This window comes from Plantibacter sp. MDV22-iso1 (assembly GCF_058408345.1).
The window spans coordinates 57,075-74,407 of sequence record NZ_JBZVDY010000003.1 but is presented as its reverse complement, the minus strand read 5'-3'; the positions used below and the strand labels follow the sequence as shown (position 1 = coordinate 74,407).

General features: G+C 69.9%; 18 protein-coding genes. 13 read left to right on the top strand and 5 right to left on the bottom strand.

Going from position 1 to position 17,333, the window contains the following annotated elements; translation table 11 throughout:
* The first annotated feature begins 95 nt into the window (after positions 1-95).
* Positions 96-473: a VOC family protein gene (locus tag AC4PMY_RS15235; RefSeq protein ID WP_064294462.1), complete on the top strand. Its 378-nt coding sequence runs from the start codon at positions 96-98 to the stop codon at positions 471-473.
* Positions 474-488: 15 nt separating this feature from the next.
* Here AC4PMY_RS15235 and AC4PMY_RS15230 read toward each other — a convergent pair whose 3' ends face one another.
* Positions 489-1,121 (bottom strand): TetR/AcrR family transcriptional regulator, encoded by a 633-nt coding sequence (locus AC4PMY_RS15230; RefSeq protein ID WP_491623122.1) that lies wholly within the window; start codon positions 1,119-1,121, stop codon positions 489-491.
* A gap of 105 nt (positions 1,122-1,226) precedes the next feature.
* Here AC4PMY_RS15230 and AC4PMY_RS15225 point away from each other — a divergent pair, with 105 nt between their 5' ends.
* From AC4PMY_RS15225 to AC4PMY_RS15180, 10 genes are all read left to right on the top strand, one after another.
* Positions 1,227-2,834 (top strand): carboxyl transferase domain-containing protein, encoded by a 1,608-nt coding sequence (locus tag AC4PMY_RS15225; protein ID WP_491623121.1) that lies wholly within the window; start codon positions 1,227-1,229, stop codon positions 2,832-2,834.
* 4 nt (positions 2,835-2,838) lie between these two features.
* Positions 2,839-4,950, top strand: a complete 2,112-nt coding sequence (locus AC4PMY_RS15220; RefSeq protein WP_491623120.1) for an acetyl/propionyl/methylcrotonyl-CoA carboxylase subunit alpha — start codon at positions 2,839-2,841, stop codon at positions 4,948-4,950.
* Entirely contained in the window at positions 4,947-6,113 is a 1,167-nt protein-coding gene (locus AC4PMY_RS15215) for an acyl-CoA dehydrogenase family protein (protein ID WP_491623119.1), read from the top strand. The genes AC4PMY_RS15220 and AC4PMY_RS15215 overlap by 4 nt, the downstream gene beginning before the upstream one ends.
* A gap of 7 nt (positions 6,114-6,120) precedes the next feature.
* Positions 6,121-6,618: a MaoC family dehydratase gene (locus tag AC4PMY_RS15210; protein WP_137243786.1), complete on the top strand. Its 498-nt coding sequence runs from the start codon at positions 6,121-6,123 to the stop codon at positions 6,616-6,618.
* The gene (locus AC4PMY_RS15205; protein WP_491623118.1) at positions 6,615-7,460 is read left to right on the top strand and encodes an HpcH/HpaI aldolase/citrate lyase family protein; all 846 of its coding nucleotides are present in this window, start codon (positions 6,615-6,617) and stop codon (positions 7,458-7,460) included. Before AC4PMY_RS15210 ends, AC4PMY_RS15205 begins: the two co-directional genes overlap by 4 nt.
* Positions 7,461-7,631: 171 nt before the next feature.
* Positions 7,632-8,711 carry an aldo/keto reductase gene (locus tag AC4PMY_RS15200; RefSeq protein WP_491623117.1) on the top strand — a complete coding sequence of 360 codons (1,080 nt, stop codon included), beginning with the start codon at positions 7,632-7,634 and terminating at the stop codon, positions 8,709-8,711.
* Positions 8,712-8,781: 70 nt separating this feature from the next.
* Positions 8,782-10,149, top strand: a complete 1,368-nt coding sequence (locus AC4PMY_RS15195) for a M16 family metallopeptidase (protein ID WP_064294457.1) — start codon at positions 8,782-8,784, stop codon at positions 10,147-10,149.
* Entirely contained in the window at positions 10,150-10,752 is a 603-nt protein-coding gene (locus AC4PMY_RS15190; protein ID WP_064294456.1) for a histidine phosphatase family protein, read from the top strand. It abuts the gene before it with no gap.
* 47 nt (positions 10,753-10,799) lie between these two features.
* Entirely contained in the window at positions 10,800-11,618 is an 819-nt protein-coding gene (dapB, locus tag AC4PMY_RS15185) for a 4-hydroxy-tetrahydrodipicolinate reductase (protein WP_085513038.1), read from the top strand.
* Between the two features lie 11 nt (positions 11,619-11,629).
* Complete coding sequence (locus tag AC4PMY_RS15180; RefSeq protein WP_217485360.1) at positions 11,630-12,052, top strand: hypothetical protein; 423 nt, start codon at positions 11,630-11,632, stop codon at positions 12,050-12,052.
* A 23-nt stretch (positions 12,053-12,075) separates the two neighbouring features.
* Here the strand turns inward: AC4PMY_RS15180 and AC4PMY_RS15175 are convergent, their stop codons facing one another.
* From AC4PMY_RS15175 to AC4PMY_RS15160, 4 genes are all read right to left on the bottom strand, one after another.
* Entirely contained in the window at positions 12,076-12,966 is an 891-nt protein-coding gene (locus AC4PMY_RS15175; protein ID WP_491623116.1) for a TIGR01777 family oxidoreductase, read from the bottom strand.
* Positions 12,967-13,005: 39 nt separating this feature from the next.
* On the bottom strand, positions 13,006-13,431 hold the full coding sequence (locus AC4PMY_RS15170) for an OsmC family peroxiredoxin (protein ID WP_064294452.1): 426 nt from the start codon (positions 13,429-13,431) through the stop codon (positions 13,006-13,008).
* Positions 13,432-13,559: 128 nt separating this feature from the next.
* The gene (locus tag AC4PMY_RS15165) at positions 13,560-14,060 is read right to left on the bottom strand and encodes a DUF4395 domain-containing protein (protein WP_491623115.1); all 501 of its coding nucleotides are present in this window, start codon (positions 14,058-14,060) and stop codon (positions 13,560-13,562) included.
* Positions 14,057-14,506 (bottom strand): TlpA family protein disulfide reductase, encoded by a 450-nt coding sequence (locus AC4PMY_RS15160; protein WP_231884286.1) that lies wholly within the window; start codon positions 14,504-14,506, stop codon positions 14,057-14,059. Before AC4PMY_RS15160 ends, AC4PMY_RS15165 begins: the two co-directional genes overlap by 4 nt.
* Before the next feature lie 93 nt (positions 14,507-14,599).
* Here AC4PMY_RS15160 and dapA point away from each other — a divergent pair, with 93 nt between their 5' ends.
* Together dapA and AC4PMY_RS15150 are read left to right on the top strand one after the other, a co-directional pair.
* Positions 14,600-15,577 (top strand): 4-hydroxy-tetrahydrodipicolinate synthase, encoded by a 978-nt coding sequence (dapA, locus tag AC4PMY_RS15155; RefSeq protein ID WP_064294450.1) that lies wholly within the window; start codon positions 14,600-14,602, stop codon positions 15,575-15,577.
* A 20-nt stretch (positions 15,578-15,597) separates the two neighbouring features.
* Positions 15,598-17,274 carry a ribonuclease J gene (locus AC4PMY_RS15150; RefSeq protein WP_064294449.1) on the top strand — a complete coding sequence of 559 codons (1,677 nt, stop codon included), beginning with the start codon at positions 15,598-15,600 and terminating at the stop codon, positions 17,272-17,274.
* The last annotated feature ends 59 nt before the right edge of the window (positions 17,275-17,333 follow it).

Genomic DNA, 17,333 nt, shown 5'->3' with positions numbered 1-17,333 from the left:
TCACCCGCCCCGGCGGCCGTTCGGGCCTGGACGCGACGACCGCGACGTGGCATCGTGCATCGTGTACGCATCGGGAATCAGCGAAGGAGCGGCTCATGGTCACGTACACGGATGTCTTCAGCGGGTTCTCGGTCGACGACATCGACGCGGCGAGGACGTTCTACCGGGACGTCCTCGGTCTCACGGTCACCGACAACGCCATGGGATTCCTGGACGTGGCGCTGCCCGCCGGCGGGTCGGTGCTCGTCTACGGCAAGCCGGACCACACGCCGGCCTCGTTCACGGTGCTGAACCTCGTGGTCGACGACATCGACACGGCGGTCGACGAGCTGCAGGCGCGCGGTGTGGTGACGAAGCTCTACCCCGACGACGTCCTGCCGACGGACGCGAAGGGGATCATGCGCGGGAACGGCCCGGACATCGCCTGGTTCACCGATCCAGCGGGGAACGTCCTGTCCGTGCTCGTCGACTGAACCCGTCCCGCGTCCTCACTCGGCGAGCAGGGCGGCCAGTGCCATCCGCTCGAGCGTCGAGCGCACCGCCTCGCGGTCGGGTGTCCCGGCCTCGTTCCTGCCGCGGGAGGTGCTGTGGGACGTGGAGTTGATCAGTCCGAAACCCGCGAGCGCGCGGACCCGCAGTTCCGCCGTGGGGATCGTGGGATGCAGCGTCGTGAGGACGTCCACCCACCGCTCGACGTACCGCCGCTGGAGGGTGCGGACCGCGCGGCGGTCGTCCGGTGCCAGGCTGTCGAGGTCGTGGTCTTGGATGCGGATCACGTCGGGGTCGTCGAGGGCGAAGGCCACGTGGAAGCTGACCAGCGAACGCAGCGCCCGATCGCTGTCCGGAGCCTGCTCGACCTCGCGGGTCCCGCCGTCCAGCAGATCCTGACTGACGCCGACGAGGAGTGCTGCGAGGACGGCCTGCTTGCTCGGGAAGTGGCGGTAGACGGCGGGCCCGCTCATGCCGACGGCCGTTCCGAGGTCCTCCATCGACACCCCGGCGAAGCCGCGCTCGGCGAACAGTCCGGCCGCTGACCGCAGGAGGGCCGAGCGACGTGCCGCTTTCGCCTCCGAGCGCCCGAGGTGCGGTGGGTTCGGGGACGGTGTGTCACGACCGGTCATCGGATCTCCTCGGGGTGGACTTTTTCAGTTAATGAACTGTAACCTTTCTTTCAGTGAGTGGTGAGTAACTGAATGCACTCACGGTCGACGACGACAGGAGCCCGAGTGCCCACCCTCACGAGCGGTGCCGATCCCACCTCAGCCCGATTCCGCGAGCAGGAGGCGGCGCAGCGGGAGCTCGTGACGGTGCTCGAGCAGACGATGGCGACCGCGGCCCTGGGCGGACCGAAGGCGTCGCGGGCGCGGCATGTCGCCCGGGGGAAGCTGCTGCCGCGCGATCGGGTCGACCGTCTGCTGGACGAGGGGAGCCCCTTCCTCGAGATCGCGCCCTTGGCTGCGCACGGCATGTACGACGACGCGACTCCCGGCGCCGGGGTCATCGCTGGGATCGGCCTCGTCCACGGACGACACGTGCTCGTCGTGTCGAACGACGCGACCGCGAAGGGTGGCTCGTACTTCCCGATGACGGTGAAGAAGCACCTCCGGGCCCAGGAGATCGCGGCCGCGAACCGGCTGCCCTGCCTGTACCTCGTCGACTCCGGGGGAGCGAACCTCCCGACGCAGGACGAGGTCTTCCCGGATCGGGACCACTTCGGTCGGATCTTCTTCAATCAGGCCAGGATGTCGGCGGCCGGCATCCCGCAACTCGCCGCCGTACTCGGGTCCTGCACCGCCGGAGGCGCGTACGTCCCCGCCATGAGCGACGAGAACGTGATCGTGCGTGGCCAGGGCACGATCTTCCTGGGTGGTCCACCCCTCGTGAAGGCCGCGATCGGCGAGGTCGTGACGCCGGAGCAACTCGGCGGCGGCGATCTCCACGCCCGGGTGTCGGGGGTCACGGACCACCTCGCCGACGACGACGCGCACGCGCTCGACATCCTCCGGGATGCGGTCGCGACGCTGCCGGCGCCCCACCAGCGCGCGTGGGAGGTGCGTCCGAGCGTGCCGCCGGTCGTCCCGGAGGCGGAACTGTACGGCGTCGTGCCGGCGGAGCTGCAGACGGCCTACGACGTCCGTGAGGTGATCGCGCGGCTCGTCGACGGCAGCGACTTCTCGGAGTTCAAGCGCGAGTACGGCGACACCCTCGTGACCGGGTTCGCGAGGCTGCACGGGCACCCCGTCGGCATCATCGCGAACAACGGCGTCCTCTTCAGCGAGTCGGCCCTGAAGGGCGCCCATTTCATCGAGCTCGCCGACCAGCGCGGCATCCCGTTGCTGTTCCTCCAGAACATCTCGGGCTTCATGGTCGGCAGTGACGCCGAGGCCGGAGGCATCGCCAAGCACGGCGCGAAGATGGTCACCGCGGTCGCGACCACCCGGGTGCCGAAGCTGACGGTCGTGATCGGCGGTTCGTTCGGCGCCGGCAACTACTCCATGTGCGGCCGGGCCTACGATCCCCGGTTCCTCTGGATGTGGCCGGGCGCGCGCATCTCCGTCATGGGGGGACAACAGGCGGCGAGTGTCCTCGCGACCGTCAAGCGCGACCAACTCGAGGCTCGCGGTGAGGCGTGGACCGCCCAGGCGGAGGAGGACTTCCGGGCGCCGATCCTCGCCGACTTCGAGGAGCAGGGCAACCCGTACTACTCGACCGCACGGCTCTGGGACGACGGCATCATCGATCCCGCCCAGACCCGAACGGTCCTCGGACTCGCGCTCGAGGTGTGCTCCCGCGCGCCCCTGCCAGAACCCGGCTTCGGCCTCTTCAGGATGTGACGGCATGACGATCCAGACACCGAACCGGCCGGGCCAGGCATCTACGCGTCCCTTCCGCTCCGTCCTCGTCGCGAACCGCGGCGAGATCGCCTGTCGCGTGATCCGCACGCTCACCGCGATGGACATCGAGAGCATCGCGGTCTTCAGTGACGCTGACCGCGACGCCCCACACGTCCGGCTCGCGGACCGCGCCGTCCGCCTGGGACCCGCGCCCGCCGCGGACAGCTATCTCGACGTCGACGCCGTCGTCCGAGCCGCCGTCACGACCGGGGCCGAGGCGGTGCACCCGGGCTACGGCTTCCTGTCCGAACAACCCGCGCTCGCGAGGGCGGTCGCCGCTGCCGGGATCGTGTTCATCGGACCGGACGAGCGCTCCCTGGTCCTCATGGGCGACAAGATCCGGGCGAAGGACCACGTCGCGGCTCGAGGCGTCCCGATCATCGAGGGCGTCGCCGACGCCTCGCTCGACGACGACGCGCTCGTCCGTGCCGGCGTCGCCATCGGCTTCCCGCTCATCGTCAAGCCGGCGGGCGGTGGCGGCGGCAAGGGGATGCAGGTGGTGGAGCGCGCCGAGGAGCTCCCATCGGCCATCGCCTCCGCGCACCGGGTGGCCGAGGCGGCCTTCGGCGACGCCACGCTCCTCCTCGAGCGGTTCGTCTCGAGACCCCGGCACATCGAGGTACAGGTGCTCGCGGACGCCCACGGTGCGGTCGTGCACCTCGGCGAGCGCGAGTGCTCGCTCCAGCGTCGGCACCAGAAGGTGGTGGAGGAGTCCCCGTCGCCGCTCATCGACGACCGCCAGCGCGCGCGACTCGGCGAGGCGGCCTGCACGGTCGCCCGGAGCGTCGGCTACCGAGGAGTGGGAACCGTCGAGTTCCTCGTCGCCGACGACCGACCCGACGAGTTCGCCTTCCTCGAGATGAACACGCGGTTGCAGGTGGAGCATCCGGTCACCGAGCTCGTCACGGGGCTGGACCTCGTGGAGTGGCAGGTGCGCGTCGCCGCCGGTGAACCGCTGACGATGACGCAGGACGACGTCGTCCTGCGTGGTCACGCGGTGGAAGCACGGCTGTACGCGGAGGACCCGTCGAGCGGCTTCCTGCCCCAGACCGGGGTGCTCGAGCGGGTGCGTCTGCCGCACGGGCCGGGCGTCCGCGTCGACGGCGGCATCGTCGCCGGGCAGTTCGTCGGCCCCTGGTACGACCCCATGCTCGCGAAGATCGTGTGCTGGGCCGAGGATCGCGGGACCGCGCTCCGGCGACTCGACGCCGCGCTCGCGGCGACGGTGGTCTTCGGTGTCCGCACGAACCTCGGCTTCCTCCGGCGGCTCCTCGCCGACGAGGACGTCGTCGCGGGACGACTGCACACCGGTCTCATCGCCGACCTGCTCGACGACAGCCCGTCCGCCGCGACGTCCGAGCGGGTCCTGACCGCAGGGGCGCTCGCCGAAACGGACGACCGGCGATCCGAGGCCGCAGAGCGGACCGCCGGACTCGGGACGCCGTGGTCGGATCCGGGTGGGTGGCGCCTCGGCGCGGCAGCACCGACGCGACAGCATCTGCGTCCTGAGGACGGACGCATCGTCCGCATCGAGGTGCGTGGGTCGAGCGACGATGCGAGCGTCTCCGTCGATGACGCGGCACCGGCCCGGGCCGCGGTCCGCAGCCGGTCGGACGGCACCCTGCGGTTCGAGCACGACGGTGTCAGCACCCCGTTGGAGACCGTCCGCGTGGGGGACGAACGATGGATCGCGCTCGACGGTGCCATCAGTGTGGTCGAGGTGGTCCCGCGTGAGGCGCTCCCAGCCGGCGGGGATCCGACTGCGGCCGGTGCGGTCGATCCGGAGGTGCGGACGCCGATGCCCGGCACCGTCACGGCCGTGCACGTCACGAGCGGCGACGCCGTCACCGCCGGTCAGCCGCTGGTCACCGTCGAAGCGATGAAGATGGAGCACCTCCTCACCGCCACGACCGACGGCACGGTCACCCTCCACGTCGCCACGGGTGGCACGGTCGCCACCCGTCAGTCGGTCGCGACGATCGCCGCAGACCCCGACGCAGCACATCTGAACGCAGCCCCAACCGATGCAGCACCCACGAACGGAGCATCAGCATGAACACCGAGCTCAGCCCCGAGCACCAGCGGATCGTCGACACGGTCAAGGCGTTCGCCGACGAGGTCGTCGCGCCCGCCGCCTATCAGTACGACACGGAACGGCGTCTGCCGTACGACATCATCGCGCAGATGGGGGAGCTGGGACTCTTCGGGCTGCCGTTTGCGAAGGAACTTGGCGGCGGGGGAATGGACTACTTCGCGCTCTGCCTCGCCGTCGAGCAGCTCGGACGCGTCGACCAGAGCATCGGCGTCACCCTCGAGGCCGGCGTCGGCCTCGGAGCCATGCCGATCTACCTGTACGGCACCGACGCCCAGCGCGAGGAATGGATCCCGCAGCTCGCGAGCGGGCAGGCGCTCGCCGCGTTCGGCCTCACCGAGGCGCGTGCCGGCAGTGATGCAGGCGCGACGGAGACCACCGCCGAACTCGTCGACGGTGAGTGGGTGATCAACGGCACGAAGCAGTTCATCACCAACTCCGGGAGTGAGATCACCCGTCTCGTGACGGTCACGGCCGTCACGGGGGAGCGGGTCCGATCCGACGGCCGGGTGACGAAGGAGCTGTCGTCGATCCTCGTGCCGGTCCCGACGCCGGGCTTCACCGCGCTACCGCCCTACGACAAGGTCGGGTGGCACACCTCCGACACCCACCCGCTGCGGTTCGAGGACGTCCGCGTGCCTGAGGGCAACCTGCTCGGCGAACGCGGGCGCGGATACGCCAACTTCCTCACGGCGCTCGACGGTGGACGGATCGCCGTGGCCGCGCTCGCCGTCGGAGCTGCCCAGGGCTGCCTCGAGGAGGCGATCCGCTACGCCAAGGAGCGGGTCGTGTTCGGTCGGGCGATCGGTGACAACCAGTGGATCGCCTTCCGGATCGCGAAGATGCAGGCGCGGGTCCACACCGCCAGGCAGGCCTACTACGACGCCGCGTCGCGCATGCTCCGGGGAGCGCCCTACAAGATGGAGGCCTCCATCGCGAAGATGGTCGCCGGGGAGGCCGCGATGGACAACGCCCGCGACGCGACCCAGATCTTCGGCGGCTACGGGTTCCTCAACGAGAACCCGGTGGCGCGGCACTACCGGGACTCGAAGATCCTCGAGATCGGTGAGGGCACCACCGAGGTGCAGCTCATGATCATCGCCCGCGAACTCGGCTTCGCGTCGTGAGGTCATGATGACCGACTCGTCCGAGACGTCGTCCGGCCCCGTGATCGAGCAGCGAGGTCTGTACTTCGAGGAGTTCGTGGTGGGTGCGACCTACCGCCATCGCCCCGGGCGCACCCTCACGGAAGCCGACAACGTCCTGTTCTCGACCCTCACGATGAACGGGCAATCACTGCACGTGGATGCCGCGTGGTCTGCGACCGGGCCCTTCGGGGAACGGCTCGTGAACTCGATGCTGACCCTCTCGACGCTCGTGGGGCTGTCGGTCGCGCAGCTCACCGAGCAGACGATCGTCGCGAACCTGGGCTTCACCGACATCGCCTTCCCGAACCCGATGCGCCACGGCGACACGCTGTACGCCGAGACGCTCGTGACGGCAAAACGGTTGTCGTCGTCAAGGCCGGGCGAGGGTGTCGTCACCCTGCTCCACACGGGTCGGAACCAGGACGGCGTCGTCGTCGCGACCGCGACCAGGAGCACGCTCGTCCAGTGCTCGGGTGCATCGTGACCGGCGCCGCGGCGTTCGACCTGGGGCCGGCGATCCTCTTCGTCCCAGCGGACCGTCCGGACCGCTTCGCGAAAGCGGCCGAGCGCGCGGATGCCGTCATCCTCGATCTCGAGGACGCCGTGGCCCCGGCCGACAAGCCGGCCGCCCGCCGGGCGATCGTCGACCATCCGCTCGATCCCTCGCACACGGTCGTCCGGGTCGACCCGGCTGGGACCGTCGACTTCGACGACGATGTCGCGGCGCTCGCGGACACCGCCTATCGCACGGTCGTGCTGGCGAAGTCGGAGACGACCGCGGCGCTCGACCGGCTCGTGGACGCGATCCCGGACGTCCGGATCATCGCGCTGTGCGAGACCGCTGCCGGTGTCGTGCAGGCACCCGCGTTGGCCGCTCATCCTGCGGTCGTCGCGCTCATGTGGGGCTCTGAAGACCTCATCGCGTCCCTGGGCGGCACAAGCAGTCGACGGGCCGACGGGCGATACCGGGACGTCGTCAGACAGGCGCGCTCGTCGGTGCTGCTCGCCGCGGGAGCCGCCGGGGTGGCCGCGATCGACGCGGTCCACCTCGACATCGACGATCTCGACGGGCTCGCGCACGAGGCGGCGGACGCGGCCGCCGTCGGCTGCATCGCCTCCGCGTGCATCCACCCGGGACAGGTCCCGACCGTTCGCGCCGCCTACCGCCCGGACCCAAGATCGGTGTCAGCGGCTCGTGCGCTGCTCGACGCCGCAGCGGGAGCCGCAGGCGTGTTCCGGCACGAGGGACGCATGGTCGACGAGCCCCTCCTGCGACACGCGCGACTCGTGCTCGCCCGTGCCGAGGTGTCCGTCGGTCCGAGGTGATCGACCGACTCCCGCAATCGTTACGAATCAGTTGCCACCCGGTCGTGATGTCGTCCGGCCGAAGTCGCCGGTCTCCTCTAGCCTGGTGAGCAAGCACCGGCCCGTCGCTCCACGCACGGATCCCGACGGTGCAGCGCGTCACCGGTCGGCGGACCGAGAGAGGGGCAGGGGATGCCACACCTCTGGCGCTCGTCGAGCACCCGTGGCAGTTCTCTCGTCGGCGGAGCAGCGGACGGCGTCGACGACGACGCCAGTTCGCGTCCCGAGCAGCTCGTCCCGCACCCGTCCTTCCCGACGCCCGTCCAGGACCCCGAGCCCTCTGAGGCACCGAGGCGCACGATCGGCGACTCCGAGTTGTCGGTCTTCCCGGTCGTGCTCGGCGGCAGCGTGTTCGGGTGGACGGTCGACCCCGACACGACGTCGGACATCCTCGACCGGTTCCACGACTCCGGCGGCAACATGGTGGACACCGCCGACAGCTACGCGGGCGGACGCAGCGAGATCCTCATCGGCAACTGGATGCGGAAGCGCCGCAACCGGGACGACATGGTCGTCGCGACGAAGATCGGCCGGCACCCCGACTACCCGGGTCTCGGCTCGGTGAGCATCATCCGCGCGGTCGAGGCGGCGCTCGAACGGTTGCAGACCGACCACATCGACCTGCTGTCCTTCCACGACGACGACCCGAGCATCCCGTTGGCCGACAGCCTCGGGACGGTCGACTGGCTGATCGAGACCGGCAAGGTCCGCTACCTCGGCACCTCGAACACGACCCCCGAGCGGCTGATGGAGGCGCGGATCCTCTCGGCGAGCGGCTTCACCCAGTTCGTCGCGCTCGAGACCCACTACAGCCTCATGCACCGGGAGCCGTACGAGAGCACCCTCGCGCTCGTCGCGACGGCCCAGCACCTCGGTGTCCTGCCCTACTTCGCCCTCGCGAACGGCTTCCTGACGGGCCGCTACCGCACCCGCTCCGACCTCGACCCGAGCACCCGCGGTAGTCGCGCCGCGACCCATCTCCACCGCCGTGGGCTGCGGGTCCTGCATGTCCTCGACGAGATCGCGGAGGAGAACCGTTGCACGGTCGCCTCGGCCGCGCTCGCCTGGGCCATGTCACGTCCCGGCGTCGTCGCGCCCATCGCGAGCGCGTCCCAGCCGGCTCACGTCGACTCGCTCATCGCGGCCGCTGACGTGCGGCTGAGCCGCGGGCAGATCCTCGAGCTCGACCGCGTCTCCGGTCGCTTGCGCTGAGTCGACCGGCGGTCGCCTGCGCACGGTCGCTCGCGCGCGACGCCCGGGAACCTGACGTATGGTTGGGGTGATGAACGCCGCCGTCGACTTTCCGCTCACTCGTCCCGAGCTCGCGTTCACCGCATCCGGGGACGCGCTCGTCCGCCGGACGGTCCTGCCCAACGGGCTGCGCATCCTGAGCGAACACATGCCGGGCAGCCGTAGCGCGACGATCGGCTACTGGGTGGCCGTCGGTTCCCGCGACGAACAACCGGAGACCGCCGATCGACCGGCGACCTTCGGCTCGACGCACTTCCTGGAGCACCTCCTGTTCAAGGGCACGCCGTCGCGTTCCGCCCTCGATATCGCGGTCGCCTTCGACGCCGTCGGCGGCGAGCACAACGCGCTCACGGCCAAGGAGCACACCTGCTACTACGCCAAGGTGCGCGATCGCGACCTGCCGATGGCGGTCGACGTTATCACCGACATGCTCACCTCCTCGCTGCTCGACCCGGAAGAGTTCGAGAACGAACGCGGCGTCATCCTCGAAGAGCTCGCGATGATGGACGACGATCCGGGGGACGTCGCCAACGAACGGTTCTTCGAGCGCGTGCTCGGCGAGCACCCCCTCGGGCGTCCCATCGGCGGTCACCCGCAGTCGATCATCGAGGTCGGCCGGGACGCAGTCGTGGCGCACTACCGAGCCAACTACCGCGCGAACGACGTCATCGTGACGGCGGCCGGCGCGGTCGACCACGACGCCCTCGTCGTCCAGGTGTCCGAGGCGCTCGTGCATGCGGGCTGGCCGGCGGACGCGGTGGCCGCACCGGTCGCGCGTCGGACGCTCGCTCCTGCTGCCATCGTCGGCGGCTCGCCGCTCTCGGTCGTACACCGGCCCACCGAGCAGGTCCACCTGCAGATCGGCGGAGCGGGTCTCATCGCGGGCGATGAGCGACGATTCGCCATGAGCATGCTCAACTCCATCCTCGGCGGCGGCATGTCCAGCCGCCTGTTCCAGGAGATCCGCGAACGGCGCGGGCTCGCCTACTCGGTGTACTCGTTCGCCGGCAGCTACTCGGACGCCGGCGTCTTCGGCCTCGCTGCCGCCTGCTCCACGGCGAAGGCGGCGACCGTGGCCGAGCTCATGCTCGCCGAACTCCACCGGCTCGCCGAGCACGGCGTGACGGACGAGGAGTTGTCGCGGGCGCTCGGCCAGCTGAGCGGCGCATCGGCGCTGGCCCTGGAGGATTCGGACTCCCGGATGAGCCGACTCGGTCGAGCGGAGCTGACCCTCGGCGAGTTCATCGACCTCGACGAGAGCATCCGTCGCCTGCAGTCCGTCGGTCAGGACGACGTCCAGCAGCTCGCGCAGCACCTCGCCGCGCAGCCCATCACGGTGTCGGCGGTCGGAGCCGTCGACGAGGACACCTTCGCTCCGATCATCGCGGGGGTGCGTTGAATGTCCCATTACCTGTATCTCGTCAGACACGGCGAGCAGCAGCACGCTGAGCACGGCTTGCCCGACGGACCACTGTCGGCACGCGGTCGGCGTCAGGCACAGCTGCTCGCGGAGCGCCTCGGCGGTGTGCCCATGACCGCGGCATGGCACTCGCCGTTGCAGCGTGCCGCGGAGACCGCCCAGATCATCGCGGAGCGGATGCCGGCCGTCACACCGGAGCCGTCGTCACTGCTCTTCGACTGCGTCCCGAGCGGACGCACACCGGAGACGCCGTCGGCGTTCGACCCCTTCTTCGGTTCGATCACCGAGGCGGAGATCGAGGCGGGCGAAGCGCAGATGGCCGACGCCGCCGCCGAGTTCCTCTCGCCGAAGCGCGGTGACCATCACGAGCTGCTCATCACGCACAACTTCGTCATCGGGTGGCTCGTCCGCGAGGCGCTCCAGGCGCCCGGATGGCGCTGGGTGAGCATCAACCAGGCCAACGGCGGACTGACGGTGCTGCACCAGCGCGCCGGGCGTCCGTGGAGCCTCATCACCCACAACGACCTCGCGCACCTCCCCATGGAGCTCCGCACGGGTCTTCCCGAGCCGCACATCGTCTAGCCGGGCGGCCCGCCTCCTCCCGGACGGGCAGCACGTAAGCTGAGGGCATGACGACACGAGTGGCGCTGGCCGGCGCGAGCGGCAAGATGGGCCGACTGTTCACCAGCATCATCGGTTCACTCGACGACTTCGAGCTGGTCGCGTCGCTCGGTTCGTCGAGCGAGCTGAGCGAGATGGACGGGGCGGACCTCGTGGTCGACGTCACGGTCCCGGGTGTCAGCCAGCGGATCGTCGACCACGCCGTCGCTCAGGGCATCAACGTGCTCGTCGGGACGAGCGGTTGGTCGGCCGAGCGTATCCAGCGACTCGACCGCCGGCTCGCCGAGCTGCCCGAGCAGGGCGTCGTCATCATCCCCAACTTCTCGCTGGGGTCCGTCCTGTCGACGAGTCTCGCGACCGTAGCTGCGCGCTTCTTCGACTCGATCGAGATCATCGAGTCCCACCGAGACACGAAGGTGGACTCGCCCTCCGGCACCGCCGTGCGCACCGCCGAGCTGATGATGGCCGCTCGTGGCGACCGTGGGCCCGTCGCCGCTCCGCACACCGACCAGCGGGCGAGGGGACAGCAGGTCTCGAGCATCCCGATCCACAGCCTGCGGCTCCAGGGCGTCGTCGCCCGCCAGGAGGTCGTGTTCGGTGGCGTCGACGAACTCGTCACGATCACGCACGACACGATCTCGCCAGCATCCTACGAGCGGGGCATCCGGCTCGCCCTCGTCGCCGCCCGCGACGCCCGGGGGGTCACCGTCGGTCTCGACAGTCTGCTCGACCTCGGACTCGATCGCCCAGGGCCGGCGGGTCGGCGGCCCGCCCAGGGGGCGCCCGAGCACGTCTCCGGCCAGGCCGCGGCGGCCAGCGCCCTGTGAAGACCCGCGTCATGGTCGCGGTCATCGCGGCCCTGCTCGTCCTCTACATCGTCCTCGTCGGGTACCGTGCCGTCGTCCTCCTCGGCACGGGTGAACCTGTCGGCATCGCCATGGGTGCGGCGCTCATCGTCCTGCCGATCCTCGGCGTCTGGGCGCTCTGGCGCGAGATCGCCTTCGGGCTGGGCGCCGAGCGGCTCGGAGTCCGCCTCGAGGCCGAGGGCGGCCTTCCGCCCGAGCAGGTCGAGACCCGCGAGAGCGGCCGGCCGATGCGTGATGCCGCAGACGAGTTGTTCCCGAAGTACCGCGACGCGGCCGAGGCCGCTCCCGATGACTGGCGATCCTGGTACCGCCTCGGACTCGTCTACGACGGTGCCGGAGACCGCCGTCGCGCACGGCAGGCCATCCGACAGGCGATCCGGCTCTCGCGGAGCTGACCGGAGCGGCGGCGTCCCGTCGTTCAGTCGCGGGCGAGTGCTTCGGCCAACGCCTGCTCGACGGTCGGCGTGCTGAACGTGAAGCCGTCGTCCAAGAGCCGACGAGGTTCGACGCGCTGATCGCTCAGCAGCAGTCCGTCGGCGGCGTCGCCGAGGAGCGCCTTCAGGGCGAACGTCGGGACGCGCAGCAGATAGGGCCGGTTCATCCGTTTGGCGAGCTCGAACATGAGGTCGTCGGCGCGGGCGGCCTGCGGACCGCACAGGTTCACCGGTCCGGAGAGCGTCGAGGTCAGCAGGTGGGTGATCGCCCGGACCTCGTCCTGCAGCCCGATCCACGGCCAGAACTGGCGGCCCGAACCGAGCGGACCGGCGACCCCGAACCTGGTGAGCGGTGCCAGCGGCTTGAGCACGCCTGCCAGGTCGACGACGATGCCGTTGCGGAGCAGCACGGTGCGGACGGCGTCGGGCGCCGCGAGCGCCGAGTCCTCCCAGGCGACGACGACGTCGGCGAGGAATCCGGCCCCTCTGGAGGAGTCCTCCGTGAGGGTCTCTCCGGGACGGTCGCCGTAGTACCCGACCGCCGAACCACTGAGGAAGGCGGCCGGTGGCTGCTCCGCCCGGTTCATGGCGTCGACGAGGGTACGGGTGGCGCTGAGTCGTGACCAGAGGATCGTGGATCGGTAGGCCGCCGTCCACGGCAGCTTGCCGAGGGAGGCGCCGGAGAGGTTGATGATCGCGTCGGCGCCGCTCAGGACTCGCGGGTCCAGCGTTCCTGCCAGCGGATCCCACTCCGCTTCTCCGGCACCGCGCGCCGGACGTCGTACGAGCCGGACGACCTCATGGCCGTCGGTCTCGAGGGAGCGCCCGAGCGCCGTTCCGATGAGCCCGGAGGCCCCGCCGATCACGATGCGCATGCGCGTCGCCTTCCTGGTCGTGCTGCTGGACGGTGGTGGTTACGCGAGGCTGGCTTCGAGGGTGATCGGGATGCCGGCGAGCGCCTGCGAGACCGGGCAGCCGTCCTTCGCCGCCGTGGCGATGCGCTCGAAGTCGGCCTCGGAGATGCCGGGCACGACCGCGCTGACGAGCAGGTGGCTGCCGGTGATGCCGGTGCCGGGGGTGAAGGAGACCGCTGCGGTCGCCTGGATGCGCTCCGGCGGGAATCCGGCGCTCGTGAGTTCGTTGGCGAACGCCATCGAGTAGCAGGAGGCGTGCGCAGCCCCGAGCAGTTCCTCCGGGGTCGTCGTCGTGTTGGATCCCTCGGAGCGTGCCTTCCAGTCGACCGCGAACTCGGCCGCCTCGGAGGTGTCGAGGCTCGTGTGCCCCGATCCCTCGAAGAGCGTGCCGTTCCAGACCGTCGTGGCTTCGCTTGTTACCGCCATGGTGCAACCTCCATCGTCGGGCCGTGCAGGAGCGCATCGGCGCTGGTGTTCGTGGGGTCAGCCTAACCGGATCGACCTGGACGGTCACCCCGTCGACAAACGGTGTCGTCAGGTGCTTCGGGCCGCCGTCACGCCTGTCGCCCGATGACACGGGCGCGGAGGAGGAGCACATACACGCGGCAACCGAGGCAGAACCCGAACGCCGCGTTGAGGAAGGCGGCGACGAACGCGGCACCGGCGGAGACGGCGAGCGATCCCGGCACCCCGATGAGGTGCAGCACGAGTCCGATCGCGACCACCACCAGGCCGACGCCCTGGGCGAAGGTCGGTGGTTCAGGTGCCTCGAGTTCGGTGGGCGGGCCGAGCCTCGGGCGGATGAGGCGTCGGAAGACGACGCCGTACGGGTGGCGTCGGATCCCGGCGAACGCGCCCCACGCGAACAGGGCTGCGATGACGACGAGGAGGACGAAGGCCGGTTGGCCGGCCCGCGCGGGCGGCGTGTCGGCGAGCGGCGCCGTCAGCGCGAGGAAGACGGCGACGAGGAGGAGCACGGCGGTCACGGTCGCGCCGAACCGCGGGCTGCGCGGGTCGATGCCGGTCGGCTGTGCTGCTGGAGGGTTCGAGGTCATGCCGGTCTCCCGAGGACGGATCGCAGCTCGCCGGCGAGCACCGCACGGCGTGCGGCCCCGGAGAACCGACCGCGCACGATCCCGGCGCGGTCGAGGAGGAGGACGGTGGGCGTCTGCAGGACGGCGAAGCGGTCCGCGAGGTCGGGACGGTGGGTCAGGTCGACGTCGAGGACGCCCACGCCGGCCTCCCCATCGGCCAGCTCGTGCAGCAGTCGTCTGGTGCCGGGGCACAGGGCACAGAACTCGGTGCTGAACTGCACCAGGGTGGCCGATCGGCCGAGCGGAGTGGTCGTCCCGAGTGCCGCCGGCGAGAGGCGGTCGCCGTCGGTGCGGTGCGTCGCACGCCCGCTCCGTGCACGCACGATCAGACCCACCGCCGTCGTGGACAGGACGAGGACGAGGATCAGCGAGAGGGCGGCCGTCGGGTGCATGGTGTCCGTCAGCATAGGGTCCGGGTACCGGTCCCTGAGCCTCTGTGACGCGAGGTGACGCCTGTGCGGATGGTGACCCGCACGAGGGAAACCCGATAGCCTGAGAGCGTGTCGCGTGCAGAGAACCCCTTCGGTCAAGTCCTCGTCGCGCTGGTGACGCCGTTCACCGCCGACGGCGAGGTCGACTGGAAGGCCGTCGAGCGACACATCGACGACGTCGTGACCGCGGGGGCCGACGGCATCGTCGTCACCGGCACCACGGGTGAGACGTCGACGCTGACGGACCCGGAGAAGGTGAAGCTCGTCGAGGTCGGCAAGGCCGTCGCGGGCGGGCGCGCGAAGATCATCACCGGTGGTGGCTCCAACGAGACGGCCCACGCGATTGAGCTCGCGAAGAAGAGCGAGCAGGCGGGCGCCGACGGCAACATGATCGTCACCCCGTACTACAACAAGCCCACCCAGGCCGGCGTGCTCACCCACTTCCGCATGATCGCCGACTCCACGGATCTGCCCGTCATCCTCTACGACATCCCGGGGCGGACCGGCATCCCCATCACCTACGAGACGATCCTGCGTGCGGCCAAGCACCCGAACATCCTCGCGGTGAAGGACGCCAAGGGCGACCTCAGTGAGGTGAGCCGGGTCATGAACCAGACGGACCTCATGTACTTCGCCGGCGACGACGCCAACGCACTGCCGACGCTCGCCATCGGCGGCACCGGCCTCATCGGCGTCACGGCCAACATCGCGCCGACGCCCTACCGACACATGGTCGACGCGGTGAACTCCGGCGACCTCGTCGCGGCGACCGCCGCGCACCGGCAGCTCGAGCCGCTCGTGCGCGCGGTCATGACCCACGTCCCCGGCACCGTCGCCGCCAAATACATCTTGCACGGCCTCGGCCGGATCCAGAGCCCGCGGGTACGTCTTCCGCTGGTCGGTCCGGAGGAGTGGGAGGCCGCGCAGATCGAGGATGAGATCGACCTGGTGAAGGACATCCCAGGCGTCGACTTCCGCAACTTCCGGCCAGACCGCAACGCCGCCGCCGGTGGCGCGCTGCCCAAGGTCGCCGGTACGACTCGCTAGACAAACCAGAGGGGGGCTACATGCCCAATACCATCATCGATCCGCCAGTCCTCGAACCGGGGACGCTCCGCGTCATCCCCATCGGAGGACTCGGCGAGATCGGCAGGAACATGACCTGCTTCGAGATCGACGGCAAGATCCTGATCGTCGACTGCGGCGTGCTCTTCCCCGAAGAACACCAGCCGGGCGTCGACCTGATCCTTCCCGATTTCACCTCCATCAAGGACCGGCTCGACGACATCGTCGGGGTCGTGCTCACGCACGGTCACGAGGACCACATCGGCGCCGTGCCCTACCTCCTGAAGCTCCGCAAGGACATCCCGCTGATCGGTTCCGGCCTGACGCTCGCGCTCATCGAGGCGAAGCTCAAGGAACACCGCATCGTCCCTTACACCCTGCCGGTGAAGGAGGGTCAGATCGAGGCGCTGGGGCCGTTCGACCTCGAGTTCGTCGCGGTCAACCACTCGATCCCGGACGCGCTCGCGGTGTTCATCGACACCGACGCCGGCACGGTCCTCGTGACCGGTGACTTCAAGATGGACCAGTTGCCGCTGGACGGCCGCCTGACGGACCTCCGCGCCTTCGCCCGCCTCGGTGAAGAAGGCGTCGACCTCTTCCTCGTCGACTCGACGAACGCCGACGTTCCGGGATTCACGCCGCTCGAGCGGTCCATCGGGCCGGTCCTCGACCAGGTCATCGCGAAGTCCGAGCGCCGCGTCATCGTCGCGAGCTTCTCGAGTCACGTGCACCGCGTCCAGCAGGTCCTCGACGCGGCTCACGCCCATGGCCGGCGGGTCGCGTTCCTCGGTCGGTCCATGGTGCGCAACATGGGTATCGCAGCCGACCTCGGGTACCTGAACGTCCCCGAGGGCCTGCTCATCGACTACAAGAAGGCGAAGGACCTCCCCGAGGACAAGATCGTCTACATGTCGACCGGGTCACAGGGCGAGCCGATGGCCGTCCTCAGCCGGATGGCGAACCTCGACCACGCGATCGAACCGGGCCCGGGCGACACCGTCATCCTCGCCTCGAGCCTCATCCCGGGCAACGAGAACGCGGTCTACCGGGTCATCGACGGCCTGACAAAGCTCGGTGCCACCGTCGTCCACAAGGGCAACGCGAAGGTCCACGTCTCCGGTCACGCGGCCGCCGGTGAGCTGCTGTACTGCTACAACATCCTTCAGCCGAAGAACGTGCTCCCGGTCCACGGTGAGTACCGTCACCTCGTCGCGAACCAGAAGCTCGCGATCGACAGCGGAGTCCCGGCGCAGAACACCTTCATCGGCGAGGATGGCATCGTCATCGACTTGAAGGACGGCGTCGCGAAGGTCGTCGGGCAGCTCGACGTCGGGCTCGTCTACGTCGACGGCTCGACCGTCGGCGAGATCACCGACGCCGATCTCAAGGACCGTCGCATCCTGGCGGAGGAGGGCTTCATCTCGGTCATCGTCGTCGTCGACTCGAAGACCGGGCACATCATCTCCGGCCCGGAGGTGCACGCGAAGGGCTTCGCCGAGGACGACAAGGTCTTCGCCGACATCAAGCCGAAGGTCGCCAAGGCACTCGCCGAGGCGGCGGAGAATGGCGTCCGCGACACGCACGCGCTGTCGCAGGTGATCCGTCGGACCGTGGGCCGCTGGGTCAACACGTCCTTCCGTCGCCGCCCGATGATCGTCCCGCTCGTCATCGAGGCCTGATCACCGGACGGGTCAGCTCGGTCCCACCCGCCAGGAGGCGGTCGGACATCATCCGCGAG